At 72.4% G+C, this 16,839-nt stretch carries 14 protein-coding genes; 3 read left to right on the top strand and 11 right to left on the bottom strand.

Translation table 11 applies throughout. The annotated features are described in order from the left end of the window. Window positions 1–54: 54 nt before the first annotated feature. The 3 genes from P3T41_RS24430 to P3T41_RS24420 form a co-directional block, all read right to left on the bottom strand. The gene (locus tag P3T41_RS24430; RefSeq protein WP_280692273.1) at window positions 55–1,959 is read right to left on the bottom strand and encodes a serine/threonine-protein kinase; all 1,905 of its coding nucleotides are present in this window, start codon (window positions 1,957–1,959) and stop codon (window positions 55–57) included. A gap of 146 nt (window positions 1,960–2,105) precedes the next feature. Beyond that, the gene (locus tag P3T41_RS24425; RefSeq protein ID WP_280692272.1) at window positions 2,106–3,185 is read right to left on the bottom strand and encodes a protein kinase; all 1,080 of its coding nucleotides are present in this window, start codon (window positions 3,183–3,185) and stop codon (window positions 2,106–2,108) included. 74 nt (window positions 3,186–3,259) lie between these two features. Next, window positions 3,260–5,212, bottom strand: a complete 1,953-nt coding sequence (locus P3T41_RS24420) for a serine/threonine-protein kinase (RefSeq protein WP_280692270.1) — start codon at window positions 5,210–5,212, stop codon at window positions 3,260–3,262. A 221-nt stretch (window positions 5,213–5,433) separates the two neighbouring features. On the opposite strand from P3T41_RS24420, the gene P3T41_RS24415 reads away from it, so the two are divergent. Continuing rightward, complete coding sequence (locus P3T41_RS24415) at window positions 5,434–5,982, top strand: hypothetical protein (protein WP_280692269.1); 549 nt, start codon at window positions 5,434–5,436, stop codon at window positions 5,980–5,982. Window positions 5,983–6,033: 51 nt separating this feature from the next. Here the strand turns inward: P3T41_RS24415 and P3T41_RS24410 are convergent, their stop codons facing one another. The 4 genes from P3T41_RS24410 to P3T41_RS24395 form a co-directional block, all read right to left on the bottom strand. After that, window positions 6,034–7,149, bottom strand: a complete 1,116-nt coding sequence (locus P3T41_RS24410; RefSeq protein ID WP_280692267.1) for a GuaB3 family IMP dehydrogenase-related protein — start codon at window positions 7,147–7,149, stop codon at window positions 6,034–6,036. Window positions 7,150–7,261: 112 nt separating this feature from the next. Continuing rightward, window positions 7,262–8,764 carry an IMP dehydrogenase gene (gene guaB / locus P3T41_RS24405; protein WP_280692265.1) on the bottom strand — a complete coding sequence of 501 codons (1,503 nt, stop codon included), beginning with the start codon at window positions 8,762–8,764 and terminating at the stop codon, window positions 7,262–7,264. 234 nt (window positions 8,765–8,998) lie between these two features. Beyond that, window positions 8,999–9,670: an RNA polymerase sigma factor ShbA gene (shbA, locus tag P3T41_RS24400; RefSeq protein ID WP_280692263.1), complete on the bottom strand. Its 672-nt coding sequence runs from the start codon at window positions 9,668–9,670 to the stop codon at window positions 8,999–9,001. Window positions 9,671–9,895: 225 nt separating this feature from the next. Next, entirely contained in the window at window positions 9,896–10,507 is a 612-nt protein-coding gene (locus P3T41_RS24395; RefSeq protein WP_014136228.1) for a response regulator transcription factor, read from the bottom strand. Window positions 10,508–10,979: 472 nt separating this feature from the next. Here P3T41_RS24395 and P3T41_RS24390 point away from each other — a divergent pair, with 472 nt between their 5' ends. After that, entirely contained in the window at window positions 10,980–11,294 is a 315-nt protein-coding gene (locus tag P3T41_RS24390) for a WhiB family transcriptional regulator (RefSeq protein WP_280692262.1), read from the top strand. A 55-nt stretch (window positions 11,295–11,349) separates the two neighbouring features. On the opposite strand, the gene P3T41_RS24385 is transcribed toward P3T41_RS24390, so the two are convergent. From P3T41_RS24385 to groES, 3 genes are all read right to left on the bottom strand, one after another. Then, window positions 11,350–12,378, bottom strand: a complete 1,029-nt coding sequence (locus P3T41_RS24385; RefSeq protein ID WP_280692260.1) for a LysR family transcriptional regulator — start codon at window positions 12,376–12,378, stop codon at window positions 11,350–11,352. Between the two features lie 79 nt (window positions 12,379–12,457). After that, on the bottom strand, window positions 12,458–14,089 hold the full coding sequence (groL, locus tag P3T41_RS24380; RefSeq protein ID WP_280692258.1) for a chaperonin GroEL: 1,632 nt from the start codon (window positions 14,087–14,089) through the stop codon (window positions 12,458–12,460). Window positions 14,090–14,218: 129 nt separating this feature from the next. Beyond that, window positions 14,219–14,527 (bottom strand): co-chaperone GroES, encoded by a 309-nt coding sequence (gene groES, locus P3T41_RS24375; protein WP_280692257.1) that lies wholly within the window; start codon window positions 14,525–14,527, stop codon window positions 14,219–14,221. A gap of 209 nt (window positions 14,528–14,736) precedes the next feature. Here groES and P3T41_RS24370 point away from each other — a divergent pair, with 209 nt between their 5' ends. Further along, window positions 14,737–15,933, top strand: coding sequence for a class I SAM-dependent methyltransferase (locus P3T41_RS24370; protein ID WP_280692255.1), 1,197 nt, complete (start codon window positions 14,737–14,739; stop codon window positions 15,931–15,933). Here the strand turns inward: P3T41_RS24370 and P3T41_RS24365 are convergent. Continuing rightward, on the bottom strand, window positions 15,909–16,820 hold the full coding sequence (locus tag P3T41_RS24365) for a polysaccharide deacetylase family protein (protein ID WP_280692254.1): 912 nt from the start codon (window positions 16,818–16,820) through the stop codon (window positions 15,909–15,911). The genes P3T41_RS24370 and P3T41_RS24365 overlap by 25 nt on opposite strands. Window positions 16,821–16,839: the final 19 nt, after the last annotated feature.

The following is a 16,839-nucleotide window of genomic DNA, read 5'->3' as shown; positions in this document are numbered from 1 at the left end:
GCAGCCTAGGCCTTGAACGGCCCGTTGTGTACCCGTCGGTAACAGCGAAAGGCGCTACGGAGTCACCGGGGTGAAGCCGTTCAGCAGCGCGGTGAAACGGCTCTCGGTCAGCGTGTGGTCGTCACCGGTGACCGGGCCGGAGACCAGCATCGCGTACGAGGTGCCCTGGCTGTCCCGGTACTCCTCCTCGATCGCCCGGCGCGGTCCGGCGTTCGGGCCGCCGGTGGTGTTGGTGTAGGTGAAGATCCACTTGGCCGCCTCGTAGCCGTGCACCTCCGCGCTGGCGAGGTACTCCTGCTTGTAGTCCGTGGTCCCCAGCTGCGCCTGCTTGTTCCACCCGTCGGACAGCTGCTGGAGATGGTCCAGCGGCGAGAGCGACTGGCCGACCTGGACGGCGAACTGGATCAGGTGCCGCTGGCCGTCCGGGCTGTAGTAGACGTTGTTGTTCCGGTACAGCCGGGTCCAGGTGCCGCCGTCCTGTGGCTCCGGGAAGCGGAAGCCGAGCGGGTCCGTGACCCACTTGAAGCCGGACGGTGCCGGGCCGGCCGGCGCGGCGGCGCTGGGTGTGGACGGCGCGGAGCTGGGCACGGCGGTCGGCGGGGCGGTGCTGGGCGAAGCCGAGGGCGACGTGTCGGCCACCGGCGGCTGGCTGCGGTGGTCGTAGCGGACCACGCCGAAGGCCACCGCACCGCTCACCAAGGCGGCGGTCAGTCCGAGCAGCGCCAGCCGCAGGCCCCCGCGCCGGCGGGAGCCGCGGGCCGCCGGCAGCGGCCCGGTGGGGGTCGGCCCGGCCGGTGCCGGCGCCGGGGCGGGCGCGAGCGCGGCGGTGGGACCGGTCGGCCCGGCGGACGTGGCGGACGGCGGCTCGGCGGGGCTGCCCGGCTCGGCCAGCGCCGGGCGGTCCACCACCGGCACCACCTGGGTGGGCGTGCGGTGGATCGCCGCCGGGCGAGCGGTGATCGCCATGGTGTGTCCGGCGGTCACTTCGCGCAGCATCCGCTGCGCCTCGTCGGCGCTCGGCCGCTGCTCCACCGGCTTGGCCAGCAGCGCGGCCAGGACCGGCCCGAGCGCACCCGCCTTGCGCGGCTCCGGCAGCGGTTCGGCGACCACGGCGGCCAGCGTGCTCAGCGGGTCGTGCCGGCGGAACGGCGACTGGCCCTCCACCGCCGCCCACAGCGTGGCCCCCAACCCCCACAGGTCGGAGGCCGGGCCGGGACGCTCGCCCTGGGCCCGCTCGGGCGCCAGGTAGTCCGGCGAGCCGACCAGGTCGCCGGGCCGGGTCAGCTCGGACGAGCCCTCGAACTTGGCGATCCCGAAGTCCAGCAGCACCACCCGCCCGGTGCCGTGTTCGAGCAGCACGTTGGCCGGCTTCACGTCCCGGTGCAGCACCCCGAGCTGGTGGCCCCGGTGCAGCGCGGCCAGCACCTGGGTGCCGACCTCGGCGGCCTCGCGCGGCGAGAGCGTGCCGTCCTGGGCGACCACGTCGGCCAGCGAACGGCCGTCGATCAGCTCCATCACGATCCACGGGCGGCCGTCCTGCTCCAGCACGTCGTGGATGGTGATCACGCCGCTGTGCTTGATCCGGGCCGCCGCCCTGGCCTCCTGCTTCATCCGGGACTGCAGGATCGCCAGATCCTCCTCGGGCAGGTGGTTGACGGTCAGCTCCTTGACCGCCACCTCGCGGTCCAGCATCAGGTCCCTGGCCCGCCAGACGGTCCCCATGCCGCCTCGGCCCAGCCGCTCACCCAGCTCGTAGCGCCCGGCGAGCATCCGACGGGTCTCGGCTCTGCCGATCGGCTCGGCCCAGTTCGACTCCGCGCGGCTCGACTCCACGCGGCTCGACTCCACTGGGCCCGACTCCACGCGGCTCGACTCCCCCGGGCCCGCCGCGACCTCGCTCGGCTCGGCCTGGATCGGCACGGGCGCGCCGGCGGCCCCCGCCTGCTCCTGTCCACTCACGGCGACCACTCCCCCCATCTTCGGTGCAGCACGCATCTGATCACCGCTCGGACAATGTTCCGGCCCCAGCCTAGGCGTCCGATCCACGATGCTTCACCGGGACCCGGCCACGTGACCGGGCTGTGATGTCCGCCGCGCTACGCGTGTCACCCGGCGAACACGGCCACCGCCGCGATCGCCAGCACCATGGCCACCATGACCCCGCCGACCAGCAGCGCCGGCAGCAGCCTGGACGGCCGCTGCGCCCTGGCGTGCCGGGCGTGCTCGGGCACCACCGCCACCGGGCGCCACCGGCGCGGGCGCGGCACCAGCGGTCCGGCCGGCCGCAGCACCGGCAGCGCCGATTCGACCTCCTCGGCCCGGTACGGCTCCGGCGCCTGCGCCAGCAGCTCGGTCAGGCACTGCCGGGCCTCGACGGCCGACGGCCGCTCGGCGGGGTCGCCCGCGAGCAGCCGGTCCACCAGCGGGCGCAGCGGTCCGCACCCGGCGCTGTCGGCCCGCTGCGCGGCCCGGACGGCGGCGAAGAGCGCGGTCGGGCTCTGCTCGGGGAACGGACCGTATCCGGTCAGCACCCGGTGCAGCAGCACGCCCAGCGCCCACAGGTCCGCCGCGGGCCCCGCCGCCTCGGCCGCCAGCAGCTCGGGGGGCCAGCGCTCCGCCCTGGCCCCGACCAGGCCGGTCCGCGCCTGTGCCCAGCGCCGCCCGTCCGCGCCGCCCAGCGCCCTGGCCAGCGCCTCCTGGGCGGCGCCGATCGCCTGGCCACCGAGCAGCGCGGCGCCGTCCTCGCAGACCAGCACCTGCTCGACGGCCAGGTTCCCGTGCGGGTGACCGTCCAGGTGCAGCGCGGCCAGCGCGCCGCACAGGTCGGCGGCCAGCTCGGCGGCCCGGTACGGGTCCAGCGGGCCGGCCGCGAGCAGCTCGGGCAGTGCCCGCGCGGGCGGCCGCTCGACCGCGGCCCAGACCACGCCGTCCGCCGCGAAGACCTCGAAGGACTGCCGCAGCCTGGGGTGCTCGGGGGTGTCCGCGAGCACCGCGCGGACGGCGGCGAGGATCTCAGCCGGGTCCAGCCAGCGGCTGCCCTCGAAGTCCGCGCTGCCGGTCAGTTCGGGCACCAGCAGTTCGGGCAGCTCCAGTCCCTCCAGCAGCACCGGGGTGTCGCCGTGCAGGTCCACCGCGAGGCGGCGTGGTCCGGCCGCGTCCGCCTCCGACGGCTGACGGTCCGTCACGTGACTGGCTACCACCTGATAGTGGCCGGCCATCGTCTGGCCAGGGCCAGCTCGCATGGCCGCCCCCTCTCTCGCTATGGCGCGGGCTGGAAGCTCTGGAAGCCGATGGCCCGGGCCTGGCTGATCGCGGGGGTGCTCCAGTCGCTGTCGCTCGTGGTCCAGTAGAGCGCATAACCGTACTTACGGTTGTCCAGCACGAAACCACGGTTGAGCGAGTGTTGGCGGGTGCTGGAGCCGAAGGTCCACTCCCAGTCGGCGGCGTTCGACCAGCGCCAGCCGGACAGGGCCTGCAGCTGGACCCGCTGGTAGTTGCTCAGGGTGGGGGAAACCTGCTGCTCCTCCGACTGCCAGGCGGCGAGGGCACTGGCGCCGGGGGTGGTGGTCCAGTCGACCTGCAGGGTGATGCCGCCGCCCCGGAAGACGTGACTGCCGTCCTTCGAGGAACTGGCGTCCAGGTTCAGCCCGTTGGGGAGCTGGATGGAGAAGCCGGAGGAGTCGGTGTACTGGTAGTAGCCGGTCGGCACGGCCGGCGCCGGGTTGCCCGACGGCGCTGCGCTGCTCGGCGCGGCACTGCTCGGGACGGCACTGGTGGGGGCAGCGCCGGTGGCCGGTGCCACCGCGCTCGCGGCGGGGGTGCCCTGCGCCGCGCTGCTCGGGGCGGCGCTGCTCGGGGCGACACCGCTCGGAGCGGCACTGCTCGGGGCAGAAGCCGACGCGGCCGAGGGCGATCCGGTCGTGACGGTCGAGGCCACCCCGACCGCGCCGGGCAGCGCCGCTGGCCCCGCCCCCTTCTTCGTCGCCCCGCCCGTGCCCGCCACCAGCCAGATCACGCCGGCCACCAGCACCAGCAGCACGACCGCCAGCACGGCCAGCAGCCGGCGCCGCCGGCCCGACCAGCGCGCGGCGGTCCCCAGCGTGCCGCTGCGCGACCAGACACCGGTCTCCGCCTGCGCCGGGTCCTCCGCCGGCGTCCCCGCCGCCGTGGCAGCGGCTGCGGCCGCGGCCCGCTTGCTGCCCACCCGCACCGTGCTCAGCCCGGGCACGCTCAGCCTCGCCGACTTGCGCGCAACGTCGGCGGATCCGACTTCCGGTGCCGGGTCAGCCGACTTCTCCGCCGGCCCGCCCGACGCCAGATCGAGCTTGGTCGACTCGGCGGCCGGCAACGCCACCCTGGTGGTCGACTCGGCGCGCGCGGTGGACTCCGCGACGATCCGCTTGAGCATCGAGCGGGTGGTCGAGGCGTCCAGCCGCTTCTCCGGGTCCCGCTCCAGCAGCCCCTCGATCACCGGGCGCAGCGGCCCGGCGTTCTCGGGGGCGGGCAGGTCCTCGGTCATCACCGCGGTGAGCGTGGCCAGCGCCGAGCCCCGGTCGTAGGGCGGCTTGCCCTCCAACATCGCGTAGAGCGTGCCGCCCAGCGACCACAGGTCGGCCGGCGGCCCCGGCTTCTGCCCGCGGGCCCGCTCCGGGGATATGTACGAGGGCGCCCCGACCAGCATCCCGGTCGAGGTGACCGAGGTGTCCCCCTCCACGCTGGCGATGCCGAAGTCGGTCAGCACCACCCGGCCGTCCTCGCCGATCAGCACGTTGGACGGCTTGACGTCCCGGTGCAGGATCCCCTGGCTGTGCGCGGCCCCGAGCACGCCGAGCAGCTCCAGCGCGATCTCCGCGGCCCGGGTCGGCGTCACCGGCCCGTCCTCCTTGACCACTTCGGCCAGCGAGCGGCCGTCGACCAGTTCCATCACGATCCACGGCCGGTCGTCCTCCTCGACCACGTCGAAGACGGTGACGGCGGCGGTGTGCCGGATCCGCGCGGTGGCCTTGGCCTCGCGCAGCGTACGGACGATCAGGCGGTGCCGCTCGTCGTCGTCGACGCTGCCGTGCATCCGCAGTTCCTTGACCGCCACGATCCGGCCGAGCATCTCGTCCTCGGCCCGCCAGACGGTCCCCATGCCACCGCTGCCGAGGACCGAATCGAGCCGATACCGGTCGGCCAGGACGCGTCCGGAAGTGCCCTGCGGCTGGGTCATTCGGGCGTTCCCCCATGTGCTGCTGCCGGTCAGGTGACGTACCGTCGGGTCGCTGCGCGCACCAGGCCGACGGTCAAGCCTCCATCATCCCCTGTGCCCACGGCGGCTGTTCACTCGACCCCTGGAATAGTCGAGTCGTGACCCGAAACCGCTGTCCCCGGACAGGGCGCCGCTGCTAGCGTTCGCCCCCGTCGCATCCGCTCCACGTCGGGGGAAGCTCCATGTCCGGGCCCGTGCCACCGTCCTATCCGCAGCCCCAGCCGCCTCAGCAGTCACAGCCGCAACCGCCCGCCTTCGGGCCACCGGCGCCTTTCGGCCAGCCCGCGCCCTACGGCTACGCCCAGCTCGCCGCGCCCGCGCCGCGACGCGGCAACGTCGGCGGCGGCATCGCGGTCGGCCTGCTCGCGATGCTGGCCGGCGCGGTGCTCTACGGCTTCATCATGAAGGCCAGCAACTCGCAGTGGAGCTACTTCGCCATCGCGCTCGCGCTGCTGGTCTCGATCGGCCTGGGCAAGGTCGGCGGCCGCCACCCGGTGCTGCCGGTGCTCGGCCTGCTCCTCTCGGTGCTCGGCGTCTTCCTCGGCCAGCTCTTCTACATCTACCTGGTGCTGCACCAGCAGTACGGCCTGGGGCCCACCGACGTCTTCGGCTCGGAACTCGGCGACACGATGCAGGGCTGGCGGAGCATGCTCGACGCCAAGGACATCCTGTTCTACCTGTTCGCGGCCGCCGAAGGCTTCATCTTCACCAGGCGCTTCGGCGCCCGATGAACGCCCGAAGGGGCCGGGGCTGCTCGCCCCGACCCCTTCGCTGACGGACCGTCAGCGGTGGCTGACCGTCACCTCGACCCGCTGGAACTCCTTGAGCTCCGAGTAGCCGGTGGTGGCCATCGCCCGGCGCAGCGCGCCGAACAGGTTCATCGTGCCGTCGGGGGTGTGCGAGGGACCGGCCAGGATCTCCTCGGTCGTGCCCACCGTGCCGAGGTCGACCCGCTTGCCGCGCGGCAGCTCCTCGTGCACCGCCTCCATGCCCCAGTGGAAGCCCTGGCCCGGCGCGTCGGTGGCCCGGGCCAGCGCGGCACCGATCATCACCGCGTCCGCGCCGCAGGCGACCGCCTTGGCGATGTCGCCGCTGTAGCCGACACCGCCGTCCGCGATCACGTGCACGTAGCGGCCGCCGGACTCGTCCATGTAGTCGCGGCGGGCGGCGGCCACGTCCGCGACGGCGGTGGCCATCGGGACCTGGATGCCCAGCACGTTGCGGGTGGTGTGGGCGGCGCCGCCGCCGAAGCCGACCAGCACGCCGGCCGCACCGGTGCGCATCAGGTGCAGCGCGGCGGTGTAGGTGGCGCAGCCGCCGACGATCACCGGGACGTCCAGCTCGTAGATGAACTGCTTGAGGTTGAGCGGCTCGGCCGCGCCCGAGACGTGCTCGGCGGAGACCGTGGTGCCGCGGATCACGAAGACGTCCACACCCGCGTCGACCACCGCCTTGGAGAACTCGGCGGTGCGCTGCGGGGAGAGCGCGGCCGCGGTGACCACACCGGAGTCGCGCACCTCCCGGATCCGCTTGCCGATCAGCTCGGCCTGGATCGGCGCGGCGTAGATCTCCTGGAGGCGGCGGGTCGCGGCGGCCTCGTCGGTGAGCCCGGCGATCTCGTCCAGCAGCGGCTGCGGGTCCTCGTAGCGGGTCCACAGGCCCTCGAGGTTGAGCACCCCGAGGCCGCCGAGGCGGCCGATCGCGATGGCCTGCGCGGGTGAGACCACGCTGTCCATCGGGGCCGCCAGGAACGGCAGCTCGAAGCGGTAGGCGTCGATCTGCCAGGCGATCGAGACCTCCTTCGGGTCCCGGGTACGGCGGCTGGGGACGACGGCGATGTCGTCGAAGGAGTACGCCCGCCGGCCGCGCTTGCCCCGCCCGATCTCGATCTCAGTCACTTCGAGCCTCTCTGCTGCTTGCTGCTCACGATCGCCCCCTAGTATCCCGGACACCCGGCACCGGACGCACAAAGGCCCGCCACGCGGACGGTGGCGGGCCTTCGAGCGCTGCTTACCGGCTGGTGTAGTTCGGGGCCTCGACCGTCATCTGGATGTCGTGCGGGTGGCTCTCCTTGAGCCCCGCCGAGGTGATCCGGACGAACCGGCCCTTGCTCTCCATCTCCGCGACGGTGGCCGCGCCCACGTAGCCCATGGTCTGCCGCAGGCCACCGACCAGCTGGTGCAGCACGGCCGACAGCGGGCCGCGGTAGGGCACCTGACCCTCGATGCCCTCGGGAACCAGCTTGTCGTCCGAGGCGACCTCGGCCTGGAAGTAGCGGTCCTTGGAGTACGAGCGGCCCTGCCCGCGCGACTGCATGGCGCCCAGCGAACCCATGCCGCGGTAGGACTTGAACTGCTTGCCGTTGATGAACAGCAGCTCACCCGGCGACTCCTCACAGCCCGCCAGCAGCGAGCCGAGCATCACCGTGTCGGCACCGGCGGCCAGCGCCTTGCCGATGTCGCCGGAGTACTGCAGACCGCCGTCGCCGATCACCGGCACCCCGGCCGCCTGGCAGGCCACCGCGGCCTCGTAGATCGCGGTCACCTGCGGGACGCCGATGCCGGCCACCACGCGGGTGGTGCAGATCGAGCCGGGGCCCACCCCGACCTTCACGCCGTCCACGCCCGCGTCGATCAGCGCCTGGGCGCCGTCCCGGGTGGCCACGTTGCCGCCGATCACGTCCACCGCGACGGCCGACTTGATCTTGGCGATCCACTCCAGCGCGTTGTGGCTGTGGCCGTGCGAGGTGTCCACCACCAGGAAGTCCACGCCCGCCGCGACCAGGGCCTGGGCCCGGTCGAAGGCCTCGGCGCTGGCACCGACGGCGGCGCCGACCAGCAGCCGTCCCTCGGCGTCCTTGGCGGCGTTCGGGTACTTCTCGGCCTTGACGAAGTCCTTGACCGTGATCAGGCCCTTGATCCGGCCCTCGTCGTCGACCAGCGGGAGCTTCTCGATCTTGTGCCGGCGCAGCAGGCCGATCGCGTCCTCACCGGAGATCCCGACCTTGCCGGTGATCAGCGGCATCGGGGTCATGATCTCGCGGACCTGGCGGCTGCGGTCGGTCTCGAAGGCCATGTCGCGGTTGGTGACGATGCCCAGCAGCTTGCCGTCCGGGTCGGCGATCGGCACGCCGCTGATCCGGAACTTGGCACAGAGCGCGTCAGCCTCGGCCAGCGTGGTCTCGGGGCCGACCGTGATCGGGTCGGTGACCATGCCCGACTCGGAGCGCTTGACCAGGTCGACCTGGTTGGCCTGGTCCTCGATCGACAGGTTGCGGTGCAACACGCCGACCCCGCCCTGACGGGCCATCGCGATGGCCATCCGGGCCTCGGTGACCTTGTCCATCGCGGCGGAGAGCAGCGGGATGTTCACCCGGACGTTGCGCGACACGCGCGAGGAGGTGTCCACCTGGTTCGGCAGCACGTGGGACGCCCCGGGCAGCAGCAGGACGTCGTCGTACGTGAGTCCGAGCATCGCGAACTTCTCGGGTACGCCTGCGGCGTTAAGAGACATGGTGGGGGCTACCTTCCCGTGGCCGGCCGGTCGATCGGATGCGCCCTGTGAGGGTCGGGGCGCGCACCGGCAGTGGAAGGACACCAAACCGCTATTGGACGAATCTACGAGGTGACGTCACTCGCCCGCACGGATCTTTGGCGACCTGTCCAGGCGCCGATACCCCATCGTACTGGCATCGGGAGAAGCCACGTCGCGCCCTCTTGACAACCGTGAGCGAGGCCACAGGGCGAGCTACGCGGACTCCTCCGCCAGCGCGCGCAGCCGGCTGAGCGCTCGGTGCTGGGCGACCCGCACCGCCCCCGGCGACATGCCGAGCATCTCCCCGGTCTCCTCCGCCGAGAGCCCGGCCGCGATCCGCAGCAGCACCAGCTCGCGCTGACGGGCCGGCAGATTCGACAGCAGCTCGCGCATCCAGGCGGCGTCGCTGCTGAGCAACGCGCGCTCCTCCGGGCCGAGCGCCTCGTCCGGCACCTCGGGCAGGTCGTCCGGCGGGATCACCGTCGAGCCGGGCCCGCGCATCGCGGCCCGCTGCAGATCGGCGATCTTGTGGGCGGCGATGCTGTAGACGAAGGCCTCGAACGGCCGCCCCTCGTCCCGGTAGCGCGGCAGCGCGCAGAGCACCGCGACGCAGACCTCCTGGGCCACGTCGTCCACATGGTGCCGGGCGCCTCCGGGCAACCGGACCAGCCGGCCCCGGCAGTAGCGCAGCACCAGCGGGTGGACGTAGGCCAACAGGGCGTCAGTGGCCGGGCCCTCGCCCCGAACCGCCGCCGCCACCAGCTCGGCGACCAGCGGCGAGGTGCCCGCGGCAGACGGCGACCTCCGGCCGCGGGCCCCGGAGTTGCTGGGGACGGCATCGGCCGGTGCTACCTCGCCGGTTTCGGCGGCCTCGTCGTCGCGCATCGGTCCATGGTGCCTGGTCGCGTCGGAAAACCTCGCACCGCGTCCGGACTTGTGCACCGGAACGTTATCCGCCACCGACCCACCCCCGTTCCCACCGTCGCCGCGCTCCACCCCTCCATGGTGCAGCCTGACCGGCCCCACGGCCTATGCCGCGCCCGAGGAAAAGCGACCGCGCCCCTTCCTCCGTCCAACGGAGGAAGGGGCGCACCGGAAGTCGGCGCAGCTTCAGCGGACCAGGCCCCAGCGGAAACCGAGCGCCACCGCGTGTGCGCGGTCGGAGGCGCCGAGCTTCTTGAAGAGCCGCCTGGCGTGCGTCTTCACGGTGTCCTCGGAGAGGAAGAGCTCGCGGCCGATCTCCGCGTTGCTCCGGCCGTGGCTCATCCCCTCCAGCACCTGGATCTCACGGGCCGTCAGCGTGGGCGCCGCTCCCATGTCGGGGCTGCGCAGCCGGCGTGGCGCCAGACGCCAGGTCGGATCGGCCAGCGCCTGGGTGACGGTGGCCCGCAGCTCGGCCCGCGAGGCGTCCTTGTGCAGGTAGCCGCGAGCCCCGGCGGCCACGGCGAGCGCCACGCCGTCCAGGTCCTCGGCGACGGTGAGCATGATGATCCGGGCGCCCGGGTCGGCGGACAGCAGCCGCCGAACCGTCTCCACGCCGCCCAGTCCGGGCATCCGGACATCCATCAGGACGAGATCGGAGCGGTCGGCCACCCAGCGGCGGAGGACCTCCTCACCGTTCGTCGCCGTGGTCACCCGGTCGACACCCGGCACGGTGGCCACCGCACGGCGCAGCGCCTCCCGGGCAAGCGGTGAATCGTCGCAAACGAGAACGGAAGTCATGACCGTCCTCCGCAGCTGATCCGCGTCACGTTGAGCCTCCTGGCTGGTACGAACTCTCTCCGCACTTCCAACGACCGTCACTCGAATGAGTTACGGCCTTCAGGGCCATCTCCACCACTGTACGTGGCCAACCCATTACTGATCAGCCGCATCGCGGGGCGGACACCGCTCTTTTGTGCTCGTAGCGCGCGTCCGACACCCGATCGGCGCGCGCCGCGCACGCCGGAGTACGGCCCGACGGCAGCGCGGGGCGGGGGGCGCCGACACACCGGGCCACCCGATTGCCACGACTCATCCGACCCACTTCCTGCCCGTTTAGTCCGTTTTCATGGCTTTTGTACGATCATTGACTGTTGGGTAACTCTGTGGGTGACTTGTCGGGAAGCGTGCTGTAAGTCATATTTCCAGGTGTCCATCCCGGCGCCTCGAAGCCTCGCCGAACGGCTGTCGGACGACTCGAAGGGAATGAGCCATGGCCGATTTCTCCCGACTCCCCGGTCCGAACGCGGACCTGTGGGACTGGCAGCTCTCCGCCGCCTGCCGCGGTGTGGACAGTTCGCTCTTCTTCCATCCCGAAGGCGAGCGTGGCGCGGCGCGCAGCTCGCGGGAGCAGAGCGCGAAGGAGGTCTGCATGCGCTGCCCGGTGCGCACCCAGTGCGCGGCCCACGCGCTGGCGGTCCGCGAGCCCTACGGCGTCTGGGGCGGCCTGACCGAGGACGAGCGCGAGGAGTTGCAGGGTCGCGCCCGCAACCGGCTGGCCGAGGTGCCGGTGACCGTCCGGCACTGACCGTCCGGTAGGGGCCGCCCACCGGTAGCAGAAACGTTTGCTCGACGTCCGTCGGTCAGCGAACGGACATTTCCGAAGAGCCCGACCCTCGACGACCGGCCGCCACCGTGGCGAGCCGGTCGAGCATGAGCCGCACCGCCGGCACCTCGGCCAGGTCCGGCAGGGTCAGCGCCACCACCTCGCGCAGCGCGGACCGGCCGTCGGCCGCGTGCACCGGCACCGCCGCCACCGCGTCGTGGCGCACCGCGTCCAGCGCCAGGCGCGGCAGCACCGCGACCCCCAGGCCGGCCGCCACCAGGCCGACCACCGCCGGGTAGTCGTCGGTGGCGAAGTCGATCCGGGGCGCGAAACCGGCCTCGGCGCACAGCTCGACCAGTTGTCCGCGACACTGCGGGCAGCCCGCGATCCACTGCTCCTCGGCCAGCTCGGCGAGCCGCACCGGCTGCTCGGCGGTGCGGTCGGCCAGCGGGTGGCCGACCGGGAGCAGGCCGACCAGCGGGTCGTCGAGCAGCGGACGCACCACCAGTTCGGACCAGTCGCCCGCGGCGGCCGTCTCGGCGGCGGCCAGCACCGCGGCGGCCCGGGCCGAACGCGACACACCGTGCGCGGGAGTGCTGCTCGGGTGCTCGCCCGGGTAGCGGAAGGCCAGGGCGATGTCGCACTCACCGCCGCGCAGCATCGCCAGCGACTCCGGCGGCTCGGCCTCCACCAGCGACACGCGCACCCCCGGATGGGCGTCGCGCAGTCGGGCGACCGCGGGCGGCACCAGGGTGGAACTCGCGGTGGGGAAGGAGACCAGGCGGACCCGCCCGGCCCGCAGCCCCGCGATCGCGGCCACCTCCTGCTCGGCCGCCGAGAGGCCTGCCAGGATCCCCGAGGCGTGCTTCAGCAGCACCTCGCCGGCCTCGCTCAGCTGCACCCCGCGCCCGGAGCGGGCCACCAGTGGCAGGCCCACCGACTTCTCGAGCGCCTTCATCTGCTGGCTGACCGCCGGCTGGGTGCACCCCAGCTCCCGCGAAGCGGCGGAGAACGACCCGGTACGGGCGACCGCGCGCAACACACGCAGATGACGAGCCTCGATCATGCGCCAAGGGTAGACCGACGGCCCGGCACCCCCGCTCGAGCGGGGGTGCCGGGCCGTCGGTTCAGCGCGCTACCAGGGGTCAGTGCGAGTGACCGTGGCCGCCGTGCGAGTGACCGGCAGCGGCCTCCTCCTCGGCGGGCTTCTCCACCACGAGGGTCTCGGTGGTGAGCAGCAGCGAGGCGATCGAGGCGGCGTTCTCCAGGGCGGAGCGGGTGACCTTGACCGGGTCGATGACGCCGGCCTTCATCAGGTCGCCGTACTCGCCGGTGGCGGCGTTGAAGCCCTGGTTGCCGTCCAGCTCGGCGACCTTGGAGGTGATGACGTAGCCCTCGAGGCCGGCGTTCTGGGCGATCCAGCGCAGCGGCTCGGCGAGCGCCTTGCGGACCACGGCGACACCGGTGGCCTCGTCGCCCGACAGGCCCAGGCCGCCGTCCAGCACCTTCTGCGCGTGCACCAGGGAGGCGCCGCCGCCGGCGACGATGCCCTCCTCGACCGCGGCGCGGGTCGCCGAGATGGCGTCCTCCAGGCGGTGCTTGCGCTCCTTGAGCTCCACCTCGGTGGCGGCGCCGACCTTGATCACGCAGACCCCGCCGGCCAGCTTGGCCAGGCGCTCCTGCAGCTTCTCGCGGTCCCAGTCCGAGTCGGTGTTGGCGATCTCGGCCTTGATCTGGGCGACGCGGCCGGCGACGGCCTCGGAGTCGCCCGCACCGTCGACGACCGTGGTGTCGTCCTTGGTGATGGTGACGCGGCGGGCCGAGCCCAGCACGTCCAGGCCGGCCTGGTCGAGCTTGAGGCCGACCTCCTCGGAGATGACGGTGGCACCGGTCAGGGTGGCCAGGTCGCCCAGGATGGCCTTGCGGCGGTCGCCGAAGCCCGGGGCCTTGACGGCCACCGCGTTGAAGGTGCCGCGGATCTTGTTCACCACGAGGGTGGAGAGCGCCTCGCCGTCCACGTCCTCGGCGATGATCAGCAGCGGCTTGGAGGCACCGCCCTGCAGGATCTTCTCGAGCAGCGGGAGCAGCTCCTGGATCGAGGAGATCTTGCCCTGGTTGATCAGGATGTACGGGTCCTCCAGGACCGCCTCCTGACGCTCCTGGTCGGTGACGAAGTACGGCGACAGGTAGCCCTTGTCGAACTGCATGCCCTCGGTGAAGTCCAGCTCCACGCCGAAGGTGTTGGACTCCTCGACGGTGATCACACCGTCCTTGCCGACCTTGTCGATCGCCTCGGCGATCAGCTCGCCGACCTGCGGGTCCTGCGCGGAGAGCGAGGCGACGGCGGCGATGTCGTCCTTGCCCTCGATCTCGCGGGCGATGGAGAGCAGGTGCTCGGAGACGGCGGCGACGGCCTTGTCGATGCCCTTCTTCAGGGCGGCCGGGCCCGCGCCGGCGGCGACGTTGCGCAGACCCTCGTTGACCAGGGCCTGGGCCAGCACGGTGGCGGTGGTGGTGCCGTCACCCGCGACGTCGTTGGTCTTGGTGGCGACCTCCTTGACCAGCTGCGCGCCGAGGTTCTCGTACGGGTCGTCCAGCTCGACCTCGCGGGCGATGGTGACACCGTCGTTGGTGATGGTCGGGGCGCCGAACTTCTTGTCGATGACGACGTTGCGGCCCTTGGGGCCGATGGTCACCTTGACCGTGTCGGCCAGCTTGTTGACACCGCGCTCGAGCGAGCGGCGGGCGTCCTCGTCGAACTGCAGGATCTTCGCCATGATTCCGTTTCCTCGGGATATCTGCGTACGTGACGTCAGGTGTAGCAACAACCGCGCCCCGGGCCCCTGTCACAACTGACACGGATCCGGGGCGGGCCAGATGGCGGACCGTGAGGTCCGCCGGACTGCTTACTTCTCGATGATGGCGAGAACGTCGCGAGCCGAGAGGACGAGGTACTCCTCGCCGTTGTACTTCACCTCGGTGCCGCCGTACTTCGAGTACAGGACGACGTCGCCGACGGTGACGTCGAGCGGAAGACGGTTGCCCTCCTCGAAGCGGCCCGGGCCGACGGCCAGGACAACGCCCTCCTGGGGCTTCTCCTTGGCGGTGTCCGGGATAACCAGGCCGGAGGCCGTGGTGGTCTCGGCGTCGAGCGGCTGGACCACGATGCGGTCCTCAAGCGGCTTGATGGCAACCTTGCTGCTGGCGGTGGTCACGTCCGAGTTCCCCTTCGGAGATTACGGGGTTGTCTAACAGGTAGGTGAGCGACAGGGACGGCCTGCCGTCGCGGGGGTCAGGCCGATACTGTCGCGTTAGCACTCCCCTGGGGGGAGTGCCAGGAACGACCATAGGACGCGGTTAGCACTCAGTCAACCAGAGTGCCAGCGGCGCGCAGGGCGAATCGCCGGACCTGGACAATGGGCGGGTGGAGACCGAGACCTTTGCGCGGCTGCTGACCGACCAGGGACAGCGGCTGCTGACCGAACTGCGCGAGTACGCCCCCGAGGAGGAGTTGGCGCTGGCCACCCGGCTGCGGCGGGAGCACCCGGCGGAGCTGGTCTCCGCGGCGCTGGGGCAGGCGCGGCTGCGGCAGCGGGCCCAGCCGAAGTTCGGGGACGACGCGGCGCGGATGTACTTCACGCCCAACGGGGTCGAGCAGTCCACCCGGCGCAGCGTGGCCGAGTGGCGGGCCGCCCGGTTCAGCCGGCTCGGGGTGGCGCGGCTGGCCGACCTGTGCGCGGGCAACGGCGGTGACGCGATCGCCCTGGCACGGGCCGGGATCTCGCTGCTCGCGGTCGACCGGGACCCGCTGACCTGCGCGGTCGCGGCGGCCAACGCGGCCGCGCTGGGCCTGTCCGAGCTGATCGAGGTGCGCTGCGCGGACGTGACCGAGGTGGCGGTCGACGGATTCGACGCCGTCTTCACCGACCCGGCACGCCGCACCGCCAAGGGCCGGGTCTTCGACCCCGCCGCCTACTCCCCACCGCTCTCCTGGGCGATCGAGGCCGGCCGCCGCACCCCGCTGGGCGCGCTCAAGGTGGCCCCGGGCATCCCGCACGAGGCGGTGCCCGAGGACGCGGAGGCGGAGTGGGTCTCCGACCACGGCGAGGTCAAGGAGGCGGTGCTCTGGTTCGGCACCGCCCCGGCCGCCGACGCGCCGCACCGGGCCACCCTGCTGCCGGGACCGCACACCCTGACCGGCGGCCGGCTCCCCGACCCGCCGGCCGGGCCGGTGCGCCGCTACCTCTACGAGCCGGACGGCGCGGTGATCCGCGCCCACCTGGTCGCCGAGGTCGCCGCACGGCTCGGCGCCACCCTGATCGACCCGATGATCGCCTACCTGACCTCTGATCAGCTGCTCGCGACGCCGTTCGCGCACGCGTACGAGATCACCGACCTGCTGCCGTTCAACGTGAAGAAGCTCAAGATCCTGTTGCGGCAGCGGGCGGTGGGCACCGTGGTGATCAAGAAGCGCGGCATCGGGCTGACCCCGGAGGAGCTGCGCCGGCAGCTGAAGCCCGAGGGGCCGAACACCGCGACGGTCTTCCTGACCCGGGTCGCCGACACCCCGACCATGCTGCTGGCTCAGCCGGTGGCTCAGCCGGCCGGCGGCTGGATGTAGTCCTCCAGCCGTGCCACCGAGAAGCCCTGCTCCTGGATCCGGCTGAGCAACTCGCCGAACATCTCGGTCATCGTCTCGCCCTTGAGGTCCTTGGGACCGCGGAAGTGGGCCAGGATGATGTCGCCGGGCTTCAACTTCTTGTCGCCGGCCTGGTACTGCATGTCGTGGATCTGCATCGTCTCGCGCCACAGCACCACCGCCCGCGGACCGCACTGCTGGACCGCGGAGTTGAGCGTGGCGGTGTTGGCGCCGTCGCCGTAGGGCGGGCGGAACAGGAACGGCGCCGCCCCGTACTGCTGGCTGAGCACCTGCTGGTCGCCGCAGACCTCGTTCTTCTGCACGACGGCGGACTTGGTGCTCATCGCCGGGTGGTGCAGCGTGTGGTTCTGGATGTGGTTGCCGGCGGCCTGCAGCGGCTTGAAGTAGCCGTAGTCGTTCTTGATCGCGTCGTCCATCAGGAACATGGTGACCGGGATCTTCAGGTCGTTCATCATCTCGATGAACTTGGGGTCCTTCTCCTCGCCGTCGTCGATGGTCACGAAGACCACCTTGTCGCTGGTGGGAATGGCGCTGATCACCGGGACCTGGCCGGTCCTGCCGAGCTTGACCGGCTTGTCGGCGGGCGGCGCGGGCGCGGCGGGCAGCGGCTGCAGGTGCCACTTGGCCCAGGCCGCGGCCGACACCTGACCGTCGCCGGCCGCCGGCGGCGTGGCCGCGGTCGACGGCGCGGCGCTCGACGGCGGCCCGGCCGCCGGGGTGCTCTGCGGTGCGACCGCGTTCTTCTGCTCCCCGCCGCTGCTGCCGCAGCCGCTGAGCGCGACGGCGGCGACCAGGGCGAGCGAGCCCGCCGTGCACGCCGTCAGCCGGCTCCTCTGGTAGGTCTTCACGGCGTCCCGCTCCCCCTGC

Source organism: Kitasatospora sp. GAS204B (genome assembly GCF_029892155.1).
In the GTDB taxonomy this organism is placed as follows: domain Bacteria; phylum Actinomycetota; class Actinomycetes; order Streptomycetales; family Streptomycetaceae; genus Kitasatospora.
Note: the sequence above shows the minus strand (reverse complement) of the source record. Positions and strands in the feature narration are given on the sequence as shown.

Bases quoted from the DNA above. Each gene is read 5' to 3' on its own strand.
- groL (WP_280692258.1), bottom strand. From the start codon at position 14,089: ATGGCGAAGATCCTGCAGTTCGACGAGGACGCCCGCCGCTCGCTCGAG.
- P3T41_RS24390 (WP_280692262.1), top strand. From the start codon at position 10,980: ATGGCCGATTTCTCCCGACTCCCCGGTCCGAACGCGGACCTGTGGGAC.
- P3T41_RS24395 (WP_014136228.1), bottom strand. From the start codon at position 10,507: ATGACTTCCGTTCTCGTTTGCGACGATTCACCGCTTGCCCGGGAGGCG.
- P3T41_RS24415 (WP_280692269.1), top strand. From the start codon at position 5,434: ATGTCCGGGCCCGTGCCACCGTCCTATCCGCAGCCCCAGCCGCCTCAG.
- guaB (WP_280692265.1), bottom strand. From the start codon at position 8,764: ATGTCTCTTAACGCCGCAGGCGTACCCGAGAAGTTCGCGATGCTCGGA.
- shbA (WP_280692263.1), bottom strand. From the start codon at position 9,670: ATGCGCGACGACGAGGCCGCCGAAACCGGCGAGGTAGCACCGGCCGAT.
- P3T41_RS24420 (WP_280692270.1), bottom strand. From the start codon at position 5,212: ATGACCCAGCCGCAGGGCACTTCCGGACGCGTCCTGGCCGACCGGTAT.
- P3T41_RS24385 (WP_280692260.1), bottom strand. From the start codon at position 12,378: ATGATCGAGGCTCGTCATCTGCGTGTGTTGCGCGCGGTCGCCCGTACC.